The sequence below is a fragment of the Ginsengibacter sp. genome, from assembly GCF_057362405.1.
This window is the reverse complement of sequence record NZ_JBMQQG010000063.1, coordinates 1-23,932: the sequence shown is the minus strand read 5'-3', so window position 1 is coordinate 23,932 and position 23,932 is coordinate 1. Positions and strand designations below refer to the sequence as shown.

Sequence of the window (23,932 nt, the reverse complement as noted above, 5' to 3'; positions counted from 1 at the left end):
TCCTGATGCCCGTAACCGCGTCTAGGCATTTGGGTTATATTATGGATTGATGAGGTACAATAATCCAGTCAGAGATTTGTGTAACACAGAATATTTTTTACCCAGGCTGTTATTTGGTTGAGGCTTTCTCATCAGAAAGCTGCTCCCTTATAGAATCCAGCCTTTCTTTATAAGTGTTTGAAGTGTCAAGTTCTGATGCTTTATTAATTGCTTTTTCTACTTCCGGTATGTTGGCTATAGAATGGTATGCCAATGCAATGTTGTACCAGTAAACCGGTTCTTTATCATTGATGTCGATCGCTTTTTTGTAATTGATAATAGCATCGGGTATGCGGTTCTCGTTATAATGAGTTAACCCGATCAGGTTAAAGAAATAATCTTTCCTCGATGAAATGGCCAGTGCCCGCTCATATGAAGCCCTTGCGTTTTTCATCTGATCTTTCATTTCTTCATAAGCGAGTCCCAGGTTATCATAGTAAACGTCGTTTTTATCATTAAGTGCAATGGCCTTTTCATAATATTCAATTGCATTTGAAAAATCCTTTTCATAAAAATAAGTAAGGCCCATTTTATTCATGCGTTCTGCATTTCCCGGACTTAATTTTATGGCTTTCTCCAAAGCCATACGGGAAGCAGTATAGTCTTTAATTGACTGGCAGGCAAGACTCAGGTTGTCATAATATACCACGTTGTCGGGATTAACTTTTATTGCTTTTTCAATATAGCGGATAGCATCTTCATAATTTCCTTCTTTATAAGAAATCTCTCCGGCTTTATTGTTTAATATTTCACTGTCCGGTTCTATTAATAGCCAGTCCGTATACGCTTTCAAAGCCTCATCAGGCATGCCCGATTTCTCATAAGCTAATCCCAGATTTTCATAGACAACTTCCTTATTGGGTTCACACGCAATAGCTTCCTTGTAATGTTCAATGGCAAGGTCATATTTTTGCTGTAAATAATAGAATACACCGATGCTATTATGGTAGAAATAGTTTTCAGGCTCAAGCTCAATTGCTTTCAGGTAGGCTTTTTCGGCCTCTTCACGGTTTCCGGCTTTTTCATAGGCCAACCCAAGATTGCCATATAAAACAGCTTCTCCCGGGCTAAGATCAATCGCTTTTTTATAATACTCAACTGCTTTGCCGAGATTCTCTTCCAGGTTATAATAAGCAATGCCTAATGAATTGTAATTATTTTTAATTGGGGCCGGTTCCAGGGCGATAGCTTTTTCAAATGCACTTATAGACTCTCTCCATCGTTTTAACTTTTCATAACATAACCCGAGATTTTCGTAGTAGATAGCTTCTTTAGGATTGGCAGAAATGGAGTTCTGGTAAAATTCAATCGCCTTTTCGTTCTCACCTTTTTTATAAAAACAAATACCTGCCCTGTTATTGAAGTATTCATCATCGGGCTTAATTTCCAATGCGTGCAAGTAGGTTTTTAAAGCGTCGTCATACGACTCCATTTTTTCTTCGTACTGGCCAAGTACCTGCAAGAGCTCCGGGTTGTCCGGTTCGTAAGATACTCCTTGCCTGATTACTTTAACGGCTTCGGGAAGATTATCTTCACTCACAAGTACGGAAGCTAATCTAAAATAATAATCAGCATTATTTCCATCCAGTTCCAACAATTTTTTGTAGGCCCTTTTTGCTTCCTCAAGGTTACCTCCATCTTCGTATGCAAGACCAAGGTTTTCCCAATATACAGGCAATTCGGGATTGATTTTTATTGCCTTACTATAATACTCCACAGCCTGTTCATATTTTTTTTGCCTGTAAAAACAAATGCCGAGATAATTGGGATATATGGAATTTTCGGGATCCGCTTTAATTGCGCTGAGGTATGCCTCTTCTGACTCTTTCCATTGACTTAGATTTTCGCAACAAAGGGCGAGATTTTCATACAGCACTGCTTCGCCTTGGCCTAAGCGGACAGCATCTTTCAAATAATTTAAGGCGACGTCGTATTTTTTTTGATTGATATAAAAAACGCCTAATTGATTTATGAAATTGTAATTCTCTGGTTCCAGTTTTATAGCTTCAAGGTATGCCGCTTCGGCTTCATCTAATTTTCCGTCAGATTCATAAGCCAATCCGAGATTGTTGTAGAGCACTGCTGAATCTTTCCCTAATTCAATTGCTTCAAGATAATTTCTTACAGCAGCGCTATAATTTTTCATTGAATAATACGAAAGGCCAAGATCATTATATAAGTTTGATGTAGGATCAAGCGCTACAGCTTTTTCGTAGGCGTCGGCTGCTTCCTGCCAGCTCGATAATTCCTTGTTCATCAGCCCAAGATTTTCATAATATACCGCTACGTTTGGATTTAGTTCAATTGCATGCAGGTAACATTCTTTGGCCTCAATAATTTTCTTTTCAATATAATAGAGATTTCCCAGCTCGTTATAGTTCAGGGAATCAGAAGGAGTTTCTTTTATTTTCTTAAGTTTTTCCTCAATTTGAAGCTGAACATCGTTTTCCGTTTCATTCATATGCTTACATTTTCCTATGATCGACTGCTTTCACGCGGCATGCTGCTCGCATTTGGCAATGAGAAAGATTCTCCCCAGGTGCTGGTCGATGGATTCATTTCCTGTCTTGAATCTGAATCAGCGGCTTTACTGTTGTTACCAGATGCGGTCTTTTCGGGCTTCATTCTTCTTAGGGCTGCCTCTGTTCGTTCCATAAGTGCGTCTTTCCACGCATAAGCATCTTCGTAAATGAAGGGAATATCATTATATGCCTTCATGATAGCATCTGCCAGTTTTATATTGACTTTTGATTCTTTCATTTCCCCTAACGCCACCAATCCTTCATACAGCCTGGTTTTGAGAGATTCGATCTCTGCTTTAAGCTTGGTTTCAGGGTATTTCTTTAAGAAAATTTTGATCTTTTCATAATCGATGTTTTTCCTTAGCTCCGCCCAATCTTTATCTTCCTGTGTTTCAAATTTTTTGTTCCAGCAAAAATGAAAGCTATCTACGTTGTTACCTTGCAGCACTGGCCATGGGTCGGGAATATCTATCGCCTGTGTATTGTTGAAATTAATAATCTGGCTACGGATCAGTTTGCATAATTCACCCATGGTTATAACTTCCTTACCCGTTCCTGTTCCATTTTCAACACTGGTTAGCAATGCCTTGGTAAAATAGGTAGGTTGGTCAGGTTCTCTCGGATTAAACTTAGCTACATTGTCTTTTCCCGCGGCGTATAAATAGTAAGCGCCAATTTCATTTTCGTCGTCTTTGATTTCCTGGGCAGGAAGACTATGTTCAATTAATGAATCGGCGTCACCCAATCCGCCTGCCTGTGCAGCATAGCAACAATCTAATATTACAATTAATTGTTTTGCGCCAAATCCTTTTAAATAAGAAAATAAAAGGTGTGAATCAACAGACGTGATTTCATAGTCGCTTCTTACGGTATCGTTTGAGGCAAAAAATAGCTTATTATCTTCCCCGGGAATGCCATGGCCGCTGTAGTAAAATATCAAGCGCTCGTATTCACCTTTTTCTTTTGAACTTTTAGTTTCATGTTTTACCTGCAATAAAATTTCCCGCGAGGTTTTATCTTTTATTACGATAAGATGTTTTGGATCATCAGGAATACCGCAGTAAACGGATCGCACAAAAATGTCTTTTAATCTTTCAATATTCTGATCAATATTTGGAATATCTTTTTGCTCCCCACCCCACACAGGGAATCTCGAATTGCCTACAAGGATCACTTTTGTTTTATCGGGGTTCATAGTCGTTCCATCTAAGTCTAAGCTTTAAGTTTGGCAACCAATTCTATTATTTGTTCTCCGGTAAGCGTGTTAGCTGGTATAATAACTCCGTTTGGTAAAAAAATTCTTTTGTCGTGTTGTTCGGCCCATTTGTTAAGCAGCGAAACAACGCCTTTAATTACTTCATCCGAACCGGTTAGTTTTAATATGAGGCTTCCAATAAATCTTCCGAGGCCTTGCTCTCCTTCTCCATGCCCGGTCCTCGCCATTTCAACGGTGTCTAAACCCGCTGCATTTCTTGTTTCCAGGAAATCTTTGAGTTGTTCTGCATCGCTTATAGCATCATCGCCTTCTACTTTGATAGTTAAGTCCATATTTTTTTCTTAAAGTTATTAATTTATTGAATATGTACCACACAGCTTCGCCCGGCTGATAATATTTTTTTGTAAGTGGTTGATGCGGTAGAAATTGTGGGATTATTCAATGTATAGATGGTTAAGGCAGATTAAGTATAGTTGTAAGAATTACTGCGAAGACGGTAACATTGTCCCGAAAAATAAGGGGAAATATTTTCAGCGGTTACCTACTATTTAATTTCGTCTATTCAACATCGTTAGTAACGATAGCAAAACCGATTTCTATCATACAACTCAATGCCCGAAAAGCTTCGACAGCATCCAAATTACATCGCCCGTAGTACGGGTCCATATTTCTTTGTAGGTAGCATTCACCTGCATGGGCATATATGGTTCATCATCGTTTTCAAAAGTCTCTATTCCCACCGGAACCGCACCTACGACGTCACCGGCGTAAGCGCCATACAGGGGAGGATAGTCGTGGCCATCGCCGTAAATAGTGCTCATGGCAAAAGGATTGTAGCCAACGATATATTCAAGCTGCCTTGTAGCAATATCTTTTAACGATTTATCCTGTAATAAGCCTGAAAGAATAAAAGCAGCCTTTGCTTTCGCCATCAATACATCATAAAATCCGCGGAACTGGTAAGCTACGGGATAACGTCGAAGATAAAAATTGCCGCCCAGGTGTATTCCATTTTTTACCTGCGCATTGTATTCTTCCATGGAAGGCATGCCGACTTTATCGCCTTCGTGATAAATACCTTCGAAATCTGCATTGTTCAGTTCGTATACGGCAGAAGGTAAAATTCCATAAGGTTTCATCACGCTTGCAATGTCATGCAGGTAATCTGCATAAGCCTGGCAGGATGCTTTCCATAAAACAGCATCCGCGTTTGCTGGTGCATCCGTAAGCAACATACTCAATCCTTCTATCATCAGTTGTTCATCACTCTTGTGGAAATAAGCGAGTATCCTTTTTTTCTTTCTTGATTCATAAAAAAATCCATGCAGCGGTATCGACCATTCGGTTTGCCTTTGCATTTGCTGGCAATCCATCACAACACGAGCATATTTTACGGCCGACTCTAAGTAAGATGGTTCTTTCGTAATCCGGTATAGGTTCATGGCAGATACTACGGCAAGTGCGTACAGATCCACTTCGTTATGTTCAGTTACAAAAGAATCGAGTCGCAGTGTCGCGAACATGAAATCTTCTATTGCACTCCTGCGGCACCAGTGCGCAAACACGGCGTCGTCCTTATAAAAAGGAACTGCCATGGCACAATAAGAAGCTGCAATAAAATTATCAGCAGGTCTGTTCGTAGCCTTTCCCCGCATATCATCTTTGGTGCCGATGATATTATCACTCCAAATGCCCATTATGAGCCCTCCATCTCTGTAGCCATCTCCAAACCTTGTTCGCATCGTCCAATCCAGGCCCCACCGGGCTTCTTCGAGCAAACGACTATATAATGCTTTAGTTTTATTCTTCACCGAGTTTGCCAACTCCAACATTGCTATTCCACTACGGGCTGTATTATCTACACCCTGCGTGACATCAGCTGCATCGTGCCAACCGCCGCTCACACTTATCTGCCTGCCATCGGGGTGCACGGTTACTGCATCCTGGTGGCATGATTGGTGAATGCCGGGCTGGTCGTAGCCGCATCTTTCAGCAAAGAAATAATTGAGGGTATGCCATGCCGTAGCGAGGTAGGCATCATTGCCAATAGGAAAAGTTTTGGTTGTAATGTTACCAATTTTGAGATGATAATATCCGGGCGTATTAAAGTTGCTGAAATCCAACTGAACAAATCCTTTGTCAATTTTTTTACCATTGCCTCCGAATACAATTTTATTATTTTCATCAATCAATTGAAATTTTGTATCCGGCACATTTTGAACCAACGCCTGTTTTAAAGCTCCTGCTTTATAACCGCTATGGCTATACGCAATTGCATCGTTTCTTAATTTAAAACCTTTTGTGTTTTCCGGTTGCACTTGTTCTATGCGCATGTCATCAATATATAACTTCATACTATCAGCAGCGCCCTGTGGTGAGCCTGTCATCATGATGCTTACAGAAAACCCCGTTACTGAATCGCGGTACAGGTCAGGGATTTCCCAAATAATATGTTGCCATTTACCGGGGTACACGTTTACAAAATGCTGCCCTTCAAACCTCCCTGGCGTAGGCATAATATGTTTGCCTTCGTTATACAAAGTACATCCTACAAAAAAGGAATAAAAGCCCGGAGCATCTGCATATACCCATACAGAAAAACGGTTATAATTATTAAGATTTTCTCCTTTGAGCGGCCGTATCACTTCTGGAAATGCATAAGCCCTGTAGGTTGGATTTTTTTTTGGTAATGATGTTGGTGTTTCCAGCAGAATACTGCCATTCCCGGAGATTGTTTTCTCACGGTCAACCCGGACAGTACCGGGCCCCGTATGTTGCAGCGAATTGAAATCTGAAGCGAGCGCTAAACTGCGAGACTTCTCCACCGGTTTTTTTAACCATCTTGTCAGGCCCATGTTGGCAGAATCGGCCTTCATTATTTTGTTGAGATAGTTGCTTTGTTGAAGTTGCTTTATCAAATGAGCATCCTGTGCTGTAACCGGGTTGATACAATATGTGGCTAGAATAAAAAATAAAAAGGTAATGCGTAGGTGGTTGTTCATGTTCATTCCAAAAAGATATTAATGATCAAAGTAAATGGTAAAAAAGATAAATGATGTTTTTTATTTTGGCGCCGGATTGCGGGGACTGTTATTCTTAAATTATGTACAATAAAAAGTCCTGATGTGGTCAAAATTTTCTAAAAGCTTTGAGCAAGGAGCAAAAATTTGGTTGTTTATTTTTTGCGCCCGACAAATCTTATCACTAAACCTTTTCCATTATGAAATGAACCTTCGCTTAATTCAATTTCTTCTTCTGCTAATTCTATAATTTCATAGTTGATGAAATCTGATTTTATTTCATCGATTGAAAACAATGTAGCTATATCTTTTGGCCCGCCTACTTTGGGGTTTTTAGAATTATATTGAATGTGTTTTTTGCTAAAAGCTTCAAAAATAATAACTCCGTTTCTGCGTAAATATTTGTCAAGTGTCAGGTGATATATCGATTTGATTTCTGCCGGAAAGTGTGCATAGATCAGGGCAATAGCGTCAAATTGTTCGGGTTTATAACTTAATTTCTCTAATTCGCCAACCTGGTAATCGATAGTCACATTGTTAGCTTCTGCAAGTTTGAGAGCTTTATTTTTTCCTTCAACACTGATGTCAAAAGCGGAAACTTTCCAGCCAAGTTTGGCTGAAAAAACTGCATTACGTCCTTCTCCTTCTGCCGGAAAAAGGATGGCGCCCACAGGTAATTTCTCTAATTGTTTTTTCAGATAGTTATTAGGCTGCACGCCGTATGCATAACCGTCCTTACTATATCTGTCGTTCCATCTGTCAACCCAGGATTCATTCATATTATATGTTTACTTCTATCGTTGTTTAGTTTTCGCTAACGGTACCGGTTAGGTGCCCTATTTGTTTTTGCAATTTGTTTCACGGTAATCCCGCCCACTTTATTTTATTATTTGTTGAGAAACTCTTCAATTAATTCAACCGCATTAAAGGCAGGAAACCTGCCGTTATCCAAAGATTCTATTGTTCCCAAATAAGTTCCATGCCCGCCGGGGAATATGGCCAGTTCACAATTTGGAATAATGCGATACATTTCAACAGCATGTTCTACGCTGCCTACATCGTGGTTGCCATTAATCACCAGCGCGGGGGCTTTTATAGATTTCATTTGCTCATCTGTCCAGCCTCTAAATGTTTTCATTCTTTGAACGTCTTTGTTGAACATATTTAAAAGGCCGACTTCACTGTTGTTCGCTTTTAAATATCCTTCTTTTAGAACCTGGGGCATCATATCTAAAGTTACCCCGTCGAACCCTTCCCAAAATTGCCGCGGAACGGCACTTCTTTTATAAAATGCCGATGCCAAAATTATTTTATTAACGAGATAAGGATGACGTAGCGCAATTTCTATTGTTGTGTGGCCGCCATTACTAAAGCCTAAAAAATCAGCTTTTTCTATTTCAAGATTATTTAAAACAGTTGCAACATCATCCGCATCTTGTTCAAATGAGAGGTCCGTCTTTCGGTCATTCGTGTGACCGTGGGCTTGCAACTCAATTCCGATTACTTGCCTATGTGGAGCGAGTAAAGGAATAAGGTTGCCAAAACTGGTTTCTATAGTTGAACCACCACCATGAATAAGTACTAACGGTTTGCCCTGTCCGTAAATCTCATAATACATTTTCAGTTCATCTACTTTCGAGTACCCGCTTCTGAAATTATTGTTAGTCATATCTATTTTTAAAAATTACTATTTAATGTCGCTATACAATTTCCGATTGCTTTTGCCAGCCGGTGAATTTTCTTTTTATGTTATTCAAACTAACAATTCAACTTGTTCCTTCAATAATTCAAAATTTTCAGAATCAAAACAAACAAACAGAACCTTGTCAATTCCACCAATATTAGAAAGAAATTCAGCAACTGTTTTAACTGATATTTTAGCGGCTAAGTCTTTCGGGAAGCCATAGATGCCCGTGCTAATGTTGGGGAAAGCAATGGTTCTGCAATCGTTATTCAAAGCGGCCTGTAACGAATTTCTATAACAGGCCGCTAGTTCTACTTCTTCGTTGTTGTTTCCACCATTCCAAACGGGCCCAACTGTATGAATGACAAATTTTGCGGGCATATTGCCCGCAGTTGTAATAACCGCTTCCCCGGTTTTGCAGCCTCCTTGTTTTGCAACAATTTTGCGGCACGCTTCCAAAATTGCGGGCCCGCCTGCACGATGAATAGCTCCGTCAACACCGCCGCCGCCCATTAATGAAGAATTTGCAGCATTAACGATTGCATCGACTTTAATTTTTGTAATGTCACCTTTTATTATTTCGATTTTTGACTTCATGTTGAAAAGCGTTCCAATCAAAGTACAAATTTAATTTACCCCAATTAGATTTGTTATTGTCGATTAAGAAAAGACCTTTTTTAATTGCCAGTAAGGTAATAATCTTTAATCCTTTGATGAAAATACAGTTCAATATTTAGAAATTATTCTCATTTTATTTTTCGCGAAACACTTTACTTTTATCTCATGCAAAGCAATCATTTAAAATCTCAGTTTTTATTAAGGGAAGGAATTACCTATTTAAATTTTGGCGCTTACGGCGCTTGCCCAAGGCCAATTTTTGAAAGATACCAGCAATACCAATTGGAACTGGAGCAGGAACCCGTAGAATTTATTACAATCAACGGAATGCAATATTTAAAAGAATCGAGAGAGGCTTTGGCGGAATATTTAAATTGTTATTCGGATGATGTGGTATATGTGACTAACCCCTCTTATGCTGTAAATATTGTTGCTAAAAGTTTTCCTTTTAAAGAAGGCGATGAAGTGCTTGCCACTAATCTTGAATACGGTGCCTGTGACCGAACATGGAATTACTACTGTAGTAAAAAGGGTGCGAAATATGTAAGACAACCGATACAGTTCCCGCTGCAAAACAAGGAGGATTTTATTGAACAATTCTTTAAAGGCCTCACTTCAAAAACGAAAATGGTTTTCATTAGCCAGATAACAAGCAGTACCGGCCTGCGTTTGCCGGTGGAAGAAGTTTGTGCCATAGCAAAGCAGCAAGGACTTGTAACTTTTGTGGATGGAGCACATGCACCCGGGCAAATACCGGTAGATTTAAATTCGACCCAGGTTGACTTTTACACTGGCGCCTGCCATAAATGGATGCTTACTCCCAAGGGAAGTTCTTTTTTTTATGCTACGCGGGAACTGCAACCTATGTGCGATCCATTGTTAATTAGCTGGGGTTACCATAGTGCAACTCCCTCTAATTCGCAATTTTTAGATTATCATCAAACGCAGGGCACGAGGGACTTCTCAGCTTTTTTGACGATACCAACTGCGATTGATTTTATGAATAAAAACAACTGGCCTTCCGTTGCTGAAACTTGCAGAAGGATCACCTTATCCAATGCTGATCGTTTTTGCAAACTGCTAAATGCCGAACCACTTTGTTATAATAAAGAAGATTTTATTTTTCAATTATATAGTACGTCGATAAAAACAAAACAACCCGAAGAACTGCACAAATATTTGTTTGAAAAGTACCAAATTGAAATTCCCGTAATGACGCTTGAAGGAATGAATTTATTGCGATATTCAATTCAGGCTTTTAATTCGCAGGAAGATCTTGATGCGTTGTACAACGCGTTGGAAGATATCCTCCACACTACTGATTTAATTGAAGTATAAACGGGAGATGAATTCCGGCAATTGCCTGTTGGCTTACGTTAAACAATTGAAACATTATGGTGCATGCCAATTGGCGTTTAATATCACCGTTAGTTACGTTACTTCGTTGAATTGTTCTAACTCTTTGTAAAATTCCAGTCTTGCCAAAAAAATTTATAGCCAGGTAAAAATTTTTTCACTAACTCAAAGTGTGCGTGCGAAAATCGGGAAAAATGTACGGATAATACCGTTAGCTTAAGGCATGACCTTTCGAAAATCAAAATAATTTCCTTTTTAGTTGGCAGGCAGCATGTTGCGGATGGCGCAGATTTTCCAAATTTTCTTTTCGGCAACAACTATAAACGTACTCCACATTTTTCGTGTGGTGCCATTTGTATTTTGAATCTCGTATTTGCAATCGACGATAGCACTGGTTGGGCTTAACAGGCGAATATTTTCAACGTGCAGCGTCCTTGTGCCCGGGCGGTTACCTGAACTTTTCAGCATTCCCTTTACAGCGGAGCCAATACCATTTCGCCATTCGCCTGTGGATACCAGTTGATCCACATCAACGGTGAGGATTTTTTTCAATAACACGGTATCGCTTTTTTCGCGGGCCAGCGAGTAATTGTCAATTAATGAAGTAATAGCTTTTCGCTGATGAATATCCGGCTCGTTCTGCTGGCCAAACAGAAAAAAACCACCGGTTACATTCAGAAAAAGGCATAAGACAATATATTTCATGATTTTAATTTTATATGTTGGTTTAATGTTTACAGGTTACTACCTGGCACGGTAACACGAAGAATTTACTATTATGAATTCCATTTTGTATAAACCTCAAATAGACTAATGCTGTTTTATTGTCTAAAGTAGTGAATGTTTCAACTATTTTCAACCGGAGGGGTACTGTCACAATCCGCAAATCTCTATTTTTGCGACATGCAAAAAGCGGTATTGGTAATAAAATTAGGTACGGCGGTAATTTCAGATGAGCACGGAATCAACCAGGTAGTAATAAAAAAAGTAGCATCTGAAATCGCATCACTTTGTTCCAAATATAACGTGGTGCTTGTTTCCAGCGGTGCCGTGGGTAGCGGTAAAAAATTGTTGCGACATTATAAAGGGTCGTTAACCGAACGCAAAGCTGCAGCTGCGGTGGGCAACCCGATATTAATTATGCTGTATCAAAAATATTTTGAAGCATATAATATCCCCGTGGCACAGGCTTTATGCGAGCGGCATCATTTTTCAAATCGTGCGCAGTTCCTGCAATTGAAAGATACCTTCGATACCTTTTGGCAAAATGGTATTGTGCCCATTGTAAATGAAAATGATTTGGTGAGTAATAACGAACTGAAATTTTCTGATAATGATGAATTGGCGACATTAATTGCCGTTGGCTTTAACGCAGAAGCGATGATCATTTGTACTTCCGTTGGCGGATTGATGAATAATGAAAAGGAAATTATTTCTTTAGTTGAAAAGGTCGATAATAAAATTTTGGATTTGGTAACAGCTGATAAAACAAATGTTGGCCTGGGTGGAATGATTTCCAAACTCACGTTTACAAGGCTTGCTATTTCACTGGGGATAAAAGTTGTCATTTGCGGGCTTGCACCCGATTCACCTTTCCGGAAAGCGCTGGGCGGAACAAACGGTACTACTTTTAATGCGCAATCTTCCAATTTGAAAGCACGACAAAAATGGCTGGCAAGCGGGAGCATCACCTTAGGTAGTATCATGGTGGATAAAGGCGCTGCGAAGGCGTTGCATCAAAGAAGAAGTCTGTTAACCGTCGGTATCAAAAATGTTCACGGTAAATTTGTATCGGGCGAAGTGGTGCAACTCATGGATGAGGATGAGCAAATAATCGGCGTTGCCAAAGTAAAACTGGCGGCCAAGGCCATCCAGGATAATATTTCTGTAAAGAATGTGTTGGCTGCGCATGCAGATGACATTGTTTTATTTTAAATTAAAGAAAATGAATTCGGTTTTAAGACTAATTGCAAAAACACACAAAGCGTCCATACAACTGCGCAGCATGAATGATAGCCAGGTTCAAACAGCGCTGATATCACTCGCAAATATGCTTGAAAAAAACGTGTCGCGTATCCTGGAAGCAAATGCTATAGACCTTTCAAAACAGGAACCAGGCAATCCGCGCAACGACCGGCTGACGTTGAATGAAGAAAGAGTGATCAATATTGCGAATGCTATTCGCAATGTGAGCAAATTGCCTGATCCGTGCGGAAAGGTTTTAGAAAAGAGAACCTTGCACAATGGTTTGGAACTGGAAAAAATTTCTGTACCGCTTGGCGTGGTTGGCGCTATTTATGAATCCCGGCCCAATGTAACTTTTGACATTGCTGCCCTGTGCTTGCGCAGTCATAATGCCTGTGTTTTGAAAGGGAGTATCGATGCGCATGCAACGAATGTGGTAGCCGTTGATATTATTAAGCAGGCGCTGAAAGAAAATAACATGGATGAAGAACTGGTAACGCTATTGCCGCCGGAAAGAGAAGTGGTACAGGAATTATTTACGGCAACGAAATATGTCGATGTATTGATTCCACGCGGTTCCGACGGGCTAATACAATATGTAAGAAAAAATAGTTTGGTTCCTGTAATTGAAACCGGTGCAGGTGTATGCCATGTGTACGTGGAGAAAGACGCCGATTTAAAAAAGGCAGTAGACATTGTTGTGAATGCAAAGGTTTCCCGCCCGTCGGTATGCAACGCAGCAGATGCTATCCTCGTGGATAAACTAATTGCGAAAGATTTTTTGGCGGCATTGCAACCGCCATTTAATAAATATAATGTCGAAATTTTTGCAGATGCTTCTGCATATACTTTGCTGAAAGATTATCCTTATTTGCAAAAAGCTTCACCCGAAGATTTTGGTCGTGAATTTTTAAGTTTGAAATGTGCCATCAAAGTTGTGGATAATATTGACGAAGCGTTGGAGCATATTTCAGAATATTCAACCAAACACTCCGAAGCAATCGTTTCTGAAAATAAAAAACAGTGTGAACGATTTTTGCAGGAGGTAGATGCAGCGGCGGTTTATTCCAACGCCTCCACGAGGTTCACCGATGGCGAAGAATTTGGTTTGGGGGCTGAGATTGGCATCTCCACTCAAAAACTCCATGCAAGAGGGCCATTTGCTTTGGAAAAACTTGTCACCGAAAAATGGGTGGTGAGAGGAGAGGGACAGGTGAGGTAACAACATAACTACCTGCTAAGGCTATTCGAAGAAAAAATGCCTGGGTAAATTGGTCTTTTCCGGCATCACTTCTATTTTCTAATCTTCATTATAAAAAATTGCTACATGAAAATTATTCTAACGGCATTATTGGGCTTGGTTTCCCTGGCTGCCCAATCCCAATTGGCTACTTCAGATGTGATCAGTACACCGAGAGGAAACGTAACTGTGCAACCCGTATTTCACGCATCATTAGTGCTGGAGTTTAATAATACCACCATCTATGTAGATCCTGTAAACGGTGCAGATACGTATAAGAATCTGAGGAAGCCCGATCTCGTGTTGATCACGCATATTCACGGCGATCATCTTGATATGAAAACATTGAATGGGCTTGACCTCTCAAAGGCATCATTCGTAGTGCCGCAGTCAGTTGCAGATAAGATGCCTGCTGAATGGAAAGATAAGATTGTAGTGCTTCATAATGGAGATACTACGGTACAGCATGGCATATCAATTACCGCTGTTGCCATGTATAACATGCCAGGCGACTCAACCGTGCATCATCCGAAAGGCAAAGGCAATGGCTATGTATTGAATCTTGGAGGGAAAAGATTCTATATTTCCGGGGATACGGAAGCTACGCCGGAGATGCGTGAGTTAAAAGATATTGACGTGGCCTTTGTCTGTATGAACCTGCCGTACACGATGGATGTAGACGAGGCTGCCAGTGGTGTACTGGCGTTCAAACCCAAGATCGTGTACCCCTATCATTACCGCACACCCAAAGGATTCAGCGATGTGGCCAAATTTAAATCACTGGTGAATAATGGAGATCCTGCTATTGATGTGCGGCTAAGAGACTGGTATACCGGCAATCAATAATCATCGAACTCCTGTCTTAGCCCTGTATTCTCAAATCGAAAATTGCGTCGTGTGAAAATCGATGAATATTTTGGCACCATTATGCCATTGGATGAGATTTTATATACAAGCTCACCGTAAAAGTATAGACGCAGGTAGCAGGGATTGGCAGTAAAATGTTTTATTTTATAAATACCCAGATTCAAAATTTTTTATTGCCGGTATTGGAAAATTAATTTATTACAAAAAGTAACGGACAATGTTAAACGTAGTTATTTCAGTACATCACGTGCATCTATCCAATAAATATTATCAAAGCCATTTAGCGGATTGTGCATCATTGTTTTTAATTCCTTAAACGTTTTTGATTTTTTAAATGGCGTCTTAATGTCATGCCTGTTACTGGTGAAGAAGAAATATTTTTTATCAGGAGTTATATAGGGGCAATAATCAAGTCTCGCAGAATTAATGGTTGCGCCTAAATTTTTTGCCTGTTGCCATTCACCTTTTTCATTTTTTTTACTGATGTACAAATCGCCCATTGCCATAACCATCTTTTCTTTTATAACCTGAAAAAATGATATAGTTTTCATCAGGGTCTACGAACGCATTAAATTCATCACCTGTGGAATTAATACTGTCGGGCAAACTTTCCGCATCGCCATAGGTGCCGTCACCAAATTTGCAAACCATTATATCTTCTTCACGTCCGTCAACGGCTCTTGTGAAATAGATGTTATTATTCTTTGCAAGCGATGCGTAATATTCATCTTTATCAGTATTGACGGGAGCCTTCATGTTCGCCGGGTTTCCCCACGTCCCATTAACTTTTGTTACATACCAGATGTCATAATCTTTTCCACTTCCAGTGTCGACTAACGGACGGTTAGACGAAAAATAAAGTTTGGTTCCATCATACGAGAAAGCAGGTTCAAGGTCTTTATACTTTCCGCAAAAATCGGCAACTTCAGGCACTGTCCATTTACCACCTACTTTTTTCGAATATAATATGGTGCTTAGCATACCATAGTTAAACTGCATGGTATAAAATATTTCATCCCCTTTTGGGGAAATAGCCATATCCCTGTTCCCCAATTCATCTGAAATAATATTAGGTGCAAACATGGTTATTTTATTACCGGGAATAGTTTGATTAAACCATGCATTATTCGATTGGGCGTTTAATAATAATGGAGCTAAAAAAAATGAAATAAAAAATAGTCGCATAGATGTAAAAATATTGCTGTGATTAAATAAGCGAAAAACAATAAAGCTAAAGGCTGCACAAAAATTAAGGCATTAAACTCAGGCAAAATCATAATAATTATTTTTTTTTCTGAAGACTGAAAAATCTTTGTCGAAAACAATCTTTTTCAGGCACAATTAATGTGGGGTTGTTTTTTAACTAATCAACCGTTTTTATGAAAGCTATTCAAATACATGAGTTTGGCGGGCCTGAAGTTTTGAAGTATGAAGAGGCACCAAAACCGACGCCCGGGGCAGATGATGTGATAATAAAGGTTTTTGCAACCAGCGTAAATCCAATTGACTGGAAGATACGGGAGGGACATGCTAAAGGCAGGTTCCCGGTGAAATTTCCTTTAATTCCCGGCTGGGATGTTTCCGGCGAAATAGATGAGGTTGGCAGCAACATATTAAACTTCAGAAAGGGCGATGAAGTATACAGCAGGCCCGATCCTACGAAAAACGGAACGTATGCTGAGTATGTAGTGGTAAAAGCCAACCTCGTAAATGGGAAGCCGCAGAGTATTGATCATGAAAAAGCAGCTGCAGTGCCCCTTGCCGGGCTTACTGCCTGGCAGGCTTTGTTTGACTACGGTAAATTGCAATCGGGGCAAAAAGTTTTGATACACGCCGCCTCCGGCGGCGTTGGTACCTTTGCAGTTCAGCTTGCAAAATGGAAAGGAGCGTATGTCATTGGTACCACCTCCCAGGAAAATATGGATTTTGTAAAGAAGCTCGGTGCAGATAAAGTAATCGATTATAAGAATGAAAAGTTTGAAAACAAGTTGAAGAATATAGATCTCGTAATTGATTTAATTGGCGGGGAAACTCAAAAGCGTTCCTTAAAAGTTATTAAGAAAGGAGGAAAACTTATTACTACCGTACAGTTGGGCAACCAGGAAGAAGCCAAAGAAAAAAATATACACATCGAAGGATTTCTCACGCAATCATTACCTGAACAACTTGAGCAAATAAAGCAATTGATCGATTCTGGAAAAGTAAAGGCGGTAATAGCCCTCATTTTGCCGTTGAAAGATGCTGCCAAAGCGCAAAAGTTAAGCGAAGCAGGGCATACCCGTGGAAAGATCGTATTGCGGGTTGTGTAAGCCTACTCCCAATTTTCAGAGATGGCCCCTTGAACAAAATATACCATAACTTGTTTTAATGTTAAACTATAAGTAATTCTATGACCAGCAGATCCCGACCGCTTGTTATTTTAAACACGATTACTTTGGCAGCAATGTTATTCGCAAATTATGCGGCGAATGCCGGCTTGTATGCTAAGGTGAATGTAGCCGACATCAGTCATAAGTACGACACGTTATTTGCGCCAGCAGGCTATGCGTTTGTAATCTGGGGTGTGCTATTTTTGTTAGCTATCGGGTTTGTAATATACCAGTGGGTGCTCATCAAAAGAAAAGACCCGGATGAATATATTGATGGCACAGGATTATGGTTTGCTCTCAGTAATATCGCTAATGCTGCCTGGTTGTATTGCTGGCTAACGGAACGAATAGGCGTATCCGTCATAATGATCCTTTTTCTTTTACTATGCCTTGTAATGCTAACCTTAAGGTTACGGCTTGAGCTGGAGGATGTTTCAGTTTGCAATATCTTTTTTGTCTGGTGGCCGGTATCATTTTATCTTGGCTGGATAATGGTGGCAAGTATAGCGTGCATTGCTGCCTGGCTTACCTCAATAGGCTGGGATCGTTTGGGTATTAGTGAAAGCACCTGGACCGTATTGATGATTATAATTGCCTGTATACTTTACCTGCGTTTAATTCAAAAAAGAAATATGCGAGAAGCTGCTGCAGTGGGCATTTGGGCATTTATAGCTATTGCGGTGCGGCAATGGAATATTCATAATGGTATCGTGTATACGGCTCTTTTTGCAGGACTGATATTGCTGATAGCGAGTGGCCTGCATGCTTATAAAAACAGGTTTTACAACATAGGTTCGAAATTAAAAAGAGGAGAGTGGTAACAGTGAGAACATCTATTCGCCTTCGAAAGCCAGCTTCATAAATTTTAATACTTCCTCATTTATATCTTCTATATGCAGCATTCTAAAATGATGATTAAACTGGTGTGCATCGCCAGGAACCTGGGCTATTTTTTGAAAGCACAGGTTATCAGGATATGCCTTTGAAAACGGAAAGACGACATGGATAAAATTTTTTCCAAATTGCGTTATCCATGCAATTCGTTTTTTATCATTTGCTACGCCTGTCATGGTTTTTGCGGGATGTAAAATGATACGGCCAATTTTACTATATTCATTTATAAAGTGATCAAACAGGGCTTTTGTATGATCTGATTTGCCAGAGAGGAAATCCTGTATTGTATTGTTTGATTGAGCTTTTGACATTTTACTTACCCCGGATGGTTTGTTATTTAAATTAAATCTATTTCTTTGCACTCCAAACTTGCTACAAACGAACTGCTTTATTTTAATTAAACATAAATAATATCACTTACACCAGAATGAAAAATAATTTTTATCAATTTATCTTAACCTTTTTTGCGTTACTGTTATTTGGCGGAGCTGCAGTGGCTCAAATTAACGATGCGGCAACGGAAGCAAAGATCGATCAGCTCATAAAAAAAATGACGCTTGAAGAAAAAATTGCCATGCTACATGCCAACTCTATATTCAACACCAGTGGAGTTGATCGTCTCGGTATTCCCGGGTTATCCACTGATGACGGACCTTTGGGAGTACGTGAGGACCTCAGTTCTAACGGTGGATGGGAGTCAGCACATCTTACTACGGATTCGGCAACTTTTTTTCCTAATGGTTCTGCTTTGGCCGCAACCTGGAATCCGTCGCTGGCAAATAGTTATGGTGTTGCGCTCGGTGAAGAAGCAAGGGCACGAAACAAAGACATTATATTGGCGCCGGCATTTAATATAGCACGAACTCCTTTATGTGGCCGTACTTATGAATATTATTCGGAAGACCCTTTTTTAAATGCACAGTTAGCAGTTGCTGCAGTAAAAGGAATTCAAAGCCAGCATGTGGCCGCATGTGTTAAACACTTTGTATTAAATAACCAGGAAACCGACAGGGGAAAGGTGAATGTGGAAGTGAGTGAAAGAGCGCTGCGGGAAATATATCTTCCCGCGTTTAAAGCGTCGATCGAAGACGGTAATGCGTGGACTATTATGTCTGCATATAATAAATTTCGTGGCGAATATTGCTCTGAAAATAATTACTTGTTGAATACGATATTGAGAGAAGAATGGGGCTTTAAAGGAATTGTTATTTCTGATTGGGGCGGAACACACAGCACCGTAAACGCAGCTAACAACGGGCTTGATGTCGAAATGGGATCACGGCCACCGTACGAAAATTATTATTTTGCCAAACCTTTACTTGATTCTGTAAAGGCTGGTATTGTTAATGAAGAAACCATAAACGAAAAAGTGCGTCGTATACTGTGGGTGATTTACAAAACATCTTTAAGTAAGAACCGTCCTGCGGGTTCAATCAACACCACAGCTCACAGTAAGACGGTTTACAATATTGCATCGGAATCGATTGTGCTGCTAAAAAATGAAAATCATTTGTTGCCTTTGCAAATGGATAAGCTTAAAACAATTGCTGTTATTGGCGACAATGCCATTCACAAATTCCAATCAGAGGGATTTGGTGCCGGTGTAAAAGCTAAATATGAAATCACGGCTTTGCAGGGTTTGCAAAATGCATTGGGAAAAGCTGTTACGGTAAAATTTGCGCAAGGGTACAATGCTCCCAAGACCGGCAGCAAAAATTATAACGAGGATATGAATAATCCCAATAATGCATTAATACAGGAGGCTGTTAACACAGCGAAGACTTGCGATGTGGCCATATTGTTTATTGGAGGCAACCGCGACTACGAAAGTGAAAGTCGTGATCGCAAAGACCTTAGTCTTCCTTTCGAAGAACAGGCATTGGTGGATGCTGTAACTGCTGTTAACCCCAAAACCATTGTGGTTATAACCGGCGGAGCGCCCTATGATATTAATAAAATAAAAATGGATAATCATACAATTGTGTGGTCATGGTATAATGGTTCAGAAGGAGGCAATGCCCTGGCAGCTGTGTTAACTGGCAAAGTAAATCCTTCCGGCAAACTACCTTTTACATTTCCGGTTGCTTTGCAGGAATCACCTGCCCATTTCCTGAACGCCTTTCCCGGTGAAAATCTGACTGAAGTTTATAAAGAAGGCATTCTTGTTGGTTATCGCTGGTACGATACTAAAAAGATCACTCCGTTATATCCCTTTGGCTATGGTTTGTCGTACACCACTTTTAGTTATTCCGACTTGCATACGGATAGGAAAATATATTCAGCTAATCAAACCGTAACAGCAACCATTAAAATAAAGAACACCGGAAAATCAGCGGGCAAAGAAACTGTTCAGTTATATGTTGGCAAGCCCGGCTCCTCAGTAGAACGGCCTGAAAAAGAATTAAAAGCCTTTAAAAAAGTGATGATCGCTGCTGGTCAGCAAGTAACTGTAACATTAAGCATTCCTTTTAAGAGCCTTGCCTACTACAATGAACAAACCAGGAAGTGGATGGTTGAGTCCGGCGATTATGAACTTTTGGCAGGCGCTTCTTCACGGGATATTAAAGCAACGTCAATCATTACCATTACTGGTGAAAATAAATAAATACGTTTATTTGTCACCGTTAGCCTTTCTGCCTGATAAATAAATGGATAAGCATTTTTTATTGTCGTTAGTTGCGCTGTTGATAATTGTATGATCCTTGTGTTGAATAATAAAGTGGTTGGCGAAGAAAATGTTTTTTATTTGCTTTGAATAATTCTGTTTTTTATTTCGTTAATATCTTATCGAGAAGTAAATACCTGTCGCGGTGTTTTTCTTTTTCCGCTTTTGTAGTCACATTAATATGCATTACTTCAGCATCACCGCCACTTTTGACTTTGGGCCATTCGGGTACGCCAAGACCGTTAGGATTGCCGGTTTTAATAAAGTTGGCAAAGAAAGACTGCAAAATAGCTGACACCTTGTAATCGTCCGGTTGCCAGTCGTACACGCGGTTTGTCGGTAAATTACCCATAGCATATTCTATTTCGGAGGAATGTACTGCTCCACCTGTTGTTGATGCATTAGCCGTATCTCCAAGCATTGCGGGCCTGGGATGAGCATAATAATATCGATATACCGGTTTACCACCGGTTTTACTTTGCATGTCAGACCATTTCCACGTTCCAAAGCCAATAAAAAGATCGCTGGCGAGATCTGTCGCTACCTGTTTTATCGTTTCCTCATCGTTTATATTATAAACTCTCAAAAGGTCATCAGCATCATTGCCAAATCGTTTTTTTATTGCGTTAGTAAAGTTTTCAGGTGTCGGCGCTCCCTGTTCAAGTATGCTTTGGTAGCTGCCTTCCTGTGAGTTCCAACCTGCAAGTAAGGGAACCTTAGCCTGAGTGCCCGATGCATAAATTTCAACCGGTGATTTTGGGAAAAAATAACCATCAATATCTACCGGGAATCTTGATAAGCCCGGCTTGGCAGTTTCTTCCAAAATTTTTTCTGCAGGCATAGCACGGAGGTCTACCAAAGAAGTTGCTCCAATACTGTGACTAAATTTTTCACCCGTTTGTTCTGCTTCTGAAAGTGAAACAGTGGAATGTTTTCCCAGCAACGACCCGCTTTCTCCGATGGCTCCGGCAATGAAATTTTTCGAAAGGGGAGAAGCCATAAGAGCGCTTACAGAGAAGGAGCCTGCAGACTCGCCGGCAATGGTTACCTTTTTCGGATCACCACCGAAAGCGCTAATGTTTTTCTGCACCCAATGCAACGCAGCACTTTGATCCATGAGGCCATAATTGCCTGATGCGTGATGAGGCGACTCTTTCGTTAATTCAGGAAGCGCAAGAAAACCAAACACGCCCAGCCGGTAATTTACAGTTATGGCTACAATACCTCTCCGGGCCATGCTTTCACCATCGTAGCGAAACTCTGACCCATCTCCTGCACTAAAGCCGCCGCCATAAAAATATACCAGCACGGGAAGATGATCATTTGCTGATTTAGCTGGTGTCCAGATATTCAGGTAAAGACAATCTTCGCTAACACCGTTAGAACGAAAACTCATATCACTATAAATTGGCCTCTGCATAGCACGCGGACCGAATTTATCTGCCTTTAAAACACCATGCCAGTTCTTAACCGGTTGTGGTTCTTTCCAACGCAAATCTCCGACGGGTGGTTGGGCAAACGGAATGCCTTTAAAAGATCGCACACCTGATTCGTCTACGCCTTCGAGGATACCGTTAGTAACCCTGACGTGCAGATTATTAAGCTGTGATGAGCTTTGTGCGTATGGTTTAACTGCTAAAAGAACTACTGCCAAAAAAAGAATACATAACTTTTTCATAAATGCCGATTGGGATTAAATTGTTGAAGGTAGTTACAAAATTAATAACAAGGCATTTTCTCAAAATTGACCCCAACTAAAAATTGTGTATTATTGGCTGAAATCATTCGTTACTTCACGATGTATGATACAACTAGTACTTACATTTCTTCAATTGCAATAAGGGGTTCTAGGTTCTCAATCTCTTCATCGGTAAATAATTTTGAATCGATGAAGAACCTTACCCCTAAAGGAATTTCGAGTGAAAAACTACTGCCTCTGCCTGGCGTTACATTCAATATCAATTGGGTGTGTTTCCAATATTCAAACTGATCTTTACCCATATAAAATTTGCAACCTTCGACCTCGCCAAGGCATACATCACTTCCACCCACTTTAAATTCACCTGCTTCAAAACACATGGGCTGGCTGCCATCGCAGCATCCGCCGCTTTGGTGAAACATTAATGGGCCATGCATTTGTTTTAATTTTTTAATTAACTCTTTTGCTGAGTCTGTTGCTTTTATTCTTTGAACTGGCATCACTAATAAATTTATGATGAGATGAAATAAAAACAGCGGCTTACGGGCCGCTGTCTCGGTGTAGCGGATTACTTTTCATCAAAAAAATCCAAGCTTCTGCTTGCTATATGAAATCAGCATATTTTTTGTCTGGCGGTAATGGTTGAGCATCATCTTATGATTCTCTCTTCCAAATCCTGATTTTTTATAACCACCAAAAGGAGCATGTGCAGGATAAGCATGATAACAATTGACCCATACGCGGCCGGCCTGAATGGCGCGTGGCACCTGGTATATTTCATGCGCATCTCTTGTCCAGACGCCTGCTCCCAAACCATATAAAGTATCGTTTGCGATTGCAATAGCTTCTTCGGTTGTTTTAAAAGTAGTAACTGAAGTTACCGGGCCAAATATTTCTTCCTGGAAAATCCGCATCTTATTATTTCCTTTAAAAATGGTTGGCTGAATATAGAAGCCATGTTCTAGTCCGCTGTTTTGATGGAATGCTTCACCACCACATAATACCTGGGCACCTTCCTGTTTGCCGATATCGAGGTAGCTGAGTATTTTCTTATACTGATCTTCTGAAGCCTGTGCCCCCATCATAACGGTGCCGTCTAAAGGATTTCCCATTTTAATGGCTTTCGTTCTTTGAATAACCCTGTTCATGAATTTGTCATAAATCTTTTCATGTACAAGAATTCTTGACGGACAGGTACAAACTTCGCCCTGGTTTAATGCGAACATCACAGCGCCTTCAATGGCTTTATCAAAGAAATCGTCATCAGCATCTGCTACTGATTCAAAAAATATGTTAGGGCTTTTGCCACCTAACTCCATCGTAACTGGAATTAAATTCTCAGATGCATATTGCATGATCAATCTTCCTGTTGTTGTCTCCCCGGTAAAAGCTACTTTATTAACTCTTGGTGAAGAAGCCAGGGGCTTACCGGCTTCAGGTCCAAACCCGGTTACAACATTTAGTACACCTTTTGGTAGGATGTCTCCGATTAGTTCCATCAGGCACATAATACTGGTAGGTGTTTGTTCTGCAGGTTTTACGACAACCGTACAACCGGCAGCAAGTGCAGGTGCAATTTTCCATGTAGCCATCAACAAAGGAAAATTCCAAGGAATAATCTGGCCAACTACGCCAATTGGTTCGTGGAGATTAATACATACGGTAGTTTCATCATGCTCACTGATGCTGCCTTCTTCGCTACGGATAACGCCGGCGAAATACCGGAAGTGGTCAATAACCAGGGGAAGGTCTGCAGCCCTGGTTTCTCGAAGTGCTTT

The 23,932-nt window shown here is 40.3% G+C and carries 21 protein-coding genes; 7 read left to right on the top strand and 14 right to left on the bottom strand.

Annotated elements, in window-relative coordinates; translation table 11 throughout:
* Positions 1 to 109: 109 nt before the first annotated feature.
* The 7 genes from ACO1O5_RS05620 to ACO1O5_RS05590 form a co-directional block, all read right to left on the bottom strand.
* Positions 110 to 2,500 carry a tetratricopeptide repeat protein gene (locus tag ACO1O5_RS05620; protein WP_486268860.1) on the bottom strand — a complete coding sequence of 797 codons (2,391 nt, stop codon included), beginning with the start codon at positions 2,498 to 2,500 and terminating at the stop codon, positions 110 to 112.
* A 14-nt stretch (positions 2,501 to 2,514) separates the two neighbouring features.
* Positions 2,515 to 3,756: a caspase family protein gene (locus ACO1O5_RS05615; protein WP_486268859.1), complete on the bottom strand. Its 1,242-nt coding sequence runs from the start codon at positions 3,754 to 3,756 to the stop codon at positions 2,515 to 2,517.
* A gap of 17 nt (positions 3,757 to 3,773) precedes the next feature.
* On the bottom strand, positions 3,774 to 4,109 hold the full coding sequence (locus ACO1O5_RS05610; protein ID WP_486268858.1) for a hypothetical protein: 336 nt from the start codon (positions 4,107 to 4,109) through the stop codon (positions 3,774 to 3,776).
* A gap of 276 nt (positions 4,110 to 4,385) precedes the next feature.
* Entirely contained in the window at positions 4,386 to 6,785 is a 2,400-nt protein-coding gene (locus ACO1O5_RS05605; RefSeq protein ID WP_486268857.1) for a glycoside hydrolase family 9 protein, read from the bottom strand.
* Between the two features lie 167 nt (positions 6,786 to 6,952).
* Entirely contained in the window at positions 6,953 to 7,576 is a 624-nt protein-coding gene (locus tag ACO1O5_RS05600) for a class I SAM-dependent methyltransferase (protein ID WP_486268856.1), read from the bottom strand.
* A gap of 107 nt (positions 7,577 to 7,683) precedes the next feature.
* Positions 7,684 to 8,466 (bottom strand): alpha/beta fold hydrolase, encoded by a 783-nt coding sequence (locus tag ACO1O5_RS05595; RefSeq protein WP_486268855.1) that lies wholly within the window; start codon positions 8,464 to 8,466, stop codon positions 7,684 to 7,686.
* Positions 8,467 to 8,550: 84 nt separating this feature from the next.
* Positions 8,551 to 9,078: an O-acetyl-ADP-ribose deacetylase gene (locus tag ACO1O5_RS05590; RefSeq protein ID WP_486268854.1), complete on the bottom strand. Its 528-nt coding sequence runs from the start codon at positions 9,076 to 9,078 to the stop codon at positions 8,551 to 8,553.
* Between the two features lie 186 nt (positions 9,079 to 9,264).
* Here ACO1O5_RS05590 and ACO1O5_RS05585 point away from each other — a divergent pair, with 186 nt between their 5' ends.
* The gene (locus tag ACO1O5_RS05585; RefSeq protein WP_486268853.1) at positions 9,265 to 10,437 is read left to right on the top strand and encodes an aminotransferase class V-fold PLP-dependent enzyme; all 1,173 of its coding nucleotides are present in this window, start codon (positions 9,265 to 9,267) and stop codon (positions 10,435 to 10,437) included.
* 273 nt (positions 10,438 to 10,710) lie between these two features.
* On the opposite strand, the gene ACO1O5_RS05580 is transcribed toward ACO1O5_RS05585, so the two are convergent.
* Positions 10,711 to 11,160: a hypothetical protein gene (locus ACO1O5_RS05580; RefSeq protein ID WP_486268852.1), complete on the bottom strand. Its 450-nt coding sequence runs from the start codon at positions 11,158 to 11,160 to the stop codon at positions 10,711 to 10,713.
* A 135-nt stretch (positions 11,161 to 11,295) separates the two neighbouring features.
* On the opposite strand from ACO1O5_RS05580, the gene proB reads away from it, so the two are divergent.
* From proB to ACO1O5_RS05565, 3 genes are all read left to right on the top strand, one after another.
* Positions 11,296 to 12,390, top strand: a complete 1,095-nt coding sequence (gene proB, locus ACO1O5_RS05575) for a glutamate 5-kinase (protein WP_486268851.1) — start codon at positions 11,296 to 11,298, stop codon at positions 12,388 to 12,390.
* Between the two features lie 10 nt (positions 12,391 to 12,400).
* Positions 12,401 to 13,642, top strand: a complete 1,242-nt coding sequence (locus tag ACO1O5_RS05570) for a glutamate-5-semialdehyde dehydrogenase (protein ID WP_486268850.1) — start codon at positions 12,401 to 12,403, stop codon at positions 13,640 to 13,642.
* A 105-nt stretch (positions 13,643 to 13,747) separates the two neighbouring features.
* On the top strand, positions 13,748 to 14,506 hold the full coding sequence (locus ACO1O5_RS05565; protein WP_486268849.1) for an MBL fold metallo-hydrolase: 759 nt from the start codon (positions 13,748 to 13,750) through the stop codon (positions 14,504 to 14,506).
* Positions 14,507 to 14,757: 251 nt separating this feature from the next.
* Here the strand turns inward: ACO1O5_RS05565 and ACO1O5_RS05560 are convergent, their stop codons facing one another.
* Both ACO1O5_RS05560 and ACO1O5_RS05555 read right to left on the bottom strand, forming a co-directional pair.
* Positions 14,758 to 15,039 carry a hypothetical protein gene (locus ACO1O5_RS05560; protein ID WP_486268848.1) on the bottom strand — a complete coding sequence of 94 codons (282 nt, stop codon included), beginning with the start codon at positions 15,037 to 15,039 and terminating at the stop codon, positions 14,758 to 14,760.
* Complete coding sequence (locus ACO1O5_RS05555; protein ID WP_486268847.1) at positions 15,005 to 15,712, bottom strand: TolB-like translocation protein; 708 nt, start codon at positions 15,710 to 15,712, stop codon at positions 15,005 to 15,007. Before ACO1O5_RS05555 ends, ACO1O5_RS05560 begins: the two co-directional genes overlap by 35 nt.
* A gap of 194 nt (positions 15,713 to 15,906) precedes the next feature.
* Between ACO1O5_RS05555 and ACO1O5_RS05550 the strand changes: the two genes are divergently transcribed.
* The gene (locus ACO1O5_RS05550; RefSeq protein ID WP_486268846.1) at positions 15,907 to 16,836 is read left to right on the top strand and encodes an NADP-dependent oxidoreductase; all 930 of its coding nucleotides are present in this window, start codon (positions 15,907 to 15,909) and stop codon (positions 16,834 to 16,836) included.
* A gap of 80 nt (positions 16,837 to 16,916) precedes the next feature.
* Complete coding sequence (locus ACO1O5_RS05545; protein ID WP_486268845.1) at positions 16,917 to 17,717, top strand: hypothetical protein; 801 nt, start codon at positions 16,917 to 16,919, stop codon at positions 17,715 to 17,717.
* Positions 17,718 to 17,729: 12 nt separating this feature from the next.
* On the opposite strand, the gene ACO1O5_RS05540 is transcribed toward ACO1O5_RS05545, so the two are convergent.
* Complete coding sequence (locus ACO1O5_RS05540; RefSeq protein WP_486268844.1) at positions 17,730 to 18,101, bottom strand: hypothetical protein; 372 nt, start codon at positions 18,099 to 18,101, stop codon at positions 17,730 to 17,732.
* Between the two features lie 116 nt (positions 18,102 to 18,217).
* On the opposite strand from ACO1O5_RS05540, the gene ACO1O5_RS05535 reads away from it, so the two are divergent.
* Positions 18,218 to 20,395 carry a glycoside hydrolase family 3 C-terminal domain-containing protein gene (locus ACO1O5_RS05535; RefSeq protein ID WP_486268843.1) on the top strand — a complete coding sequence of 726 codons (2,178 nt, stop codon included), beginning with the start codon at positions 18,218 to 18,220 and terminating at the stop codon, positions 20,393 to 20,395.
* Between the two features lie 163 nt (positions 20,396 to 20,558).
* Here the strand turns inward: ACO1O5_RS05535 and ACO1O5_RS05530 are convergent, their stop codons facing one another.
* The 3 genes from ACO1O5_RS05530 to ACO1O5_RS05520 form a co-directional block, all read right to left on the bottom strand.
* The gene (locus tag ACO1O5_RS05530) at positions 20,559 to 22,133 is read right to left on the bottom strand and encodes a carboxylesterase/lipase family protein (RefSeq protein WP_486268842.1); all 1,575 of its coding nucleotides are present in this window, start codon (positions 22,131 to 22,133) and stop codon (positions 20,559 to 20,561) included.
* Positions 22,134 to 22,273: 140 nt separating this feature from the next.
* A complete protein-coding gene (locus ACO1O5_RS05525) occupies positions 22,274 to 22,654 on the bottom strand; it encodes a DUF779 domain-containing protein (protein ID WP_486268841.1) in 381 nt (126 codons plus the stop codon).
* A 78-nt stretch (positions 22,655 to 22,732) separates the two neighbouring features.
* Positions 22,733 to 23,932 (bottom strand): aldehyde dehydrogenase family protein (locus tag ACO1O5_RS05520; RefSeq protein WP_486268840.1); only part of this gene is annotated, 1,200 nt, incomplete at its 5' end.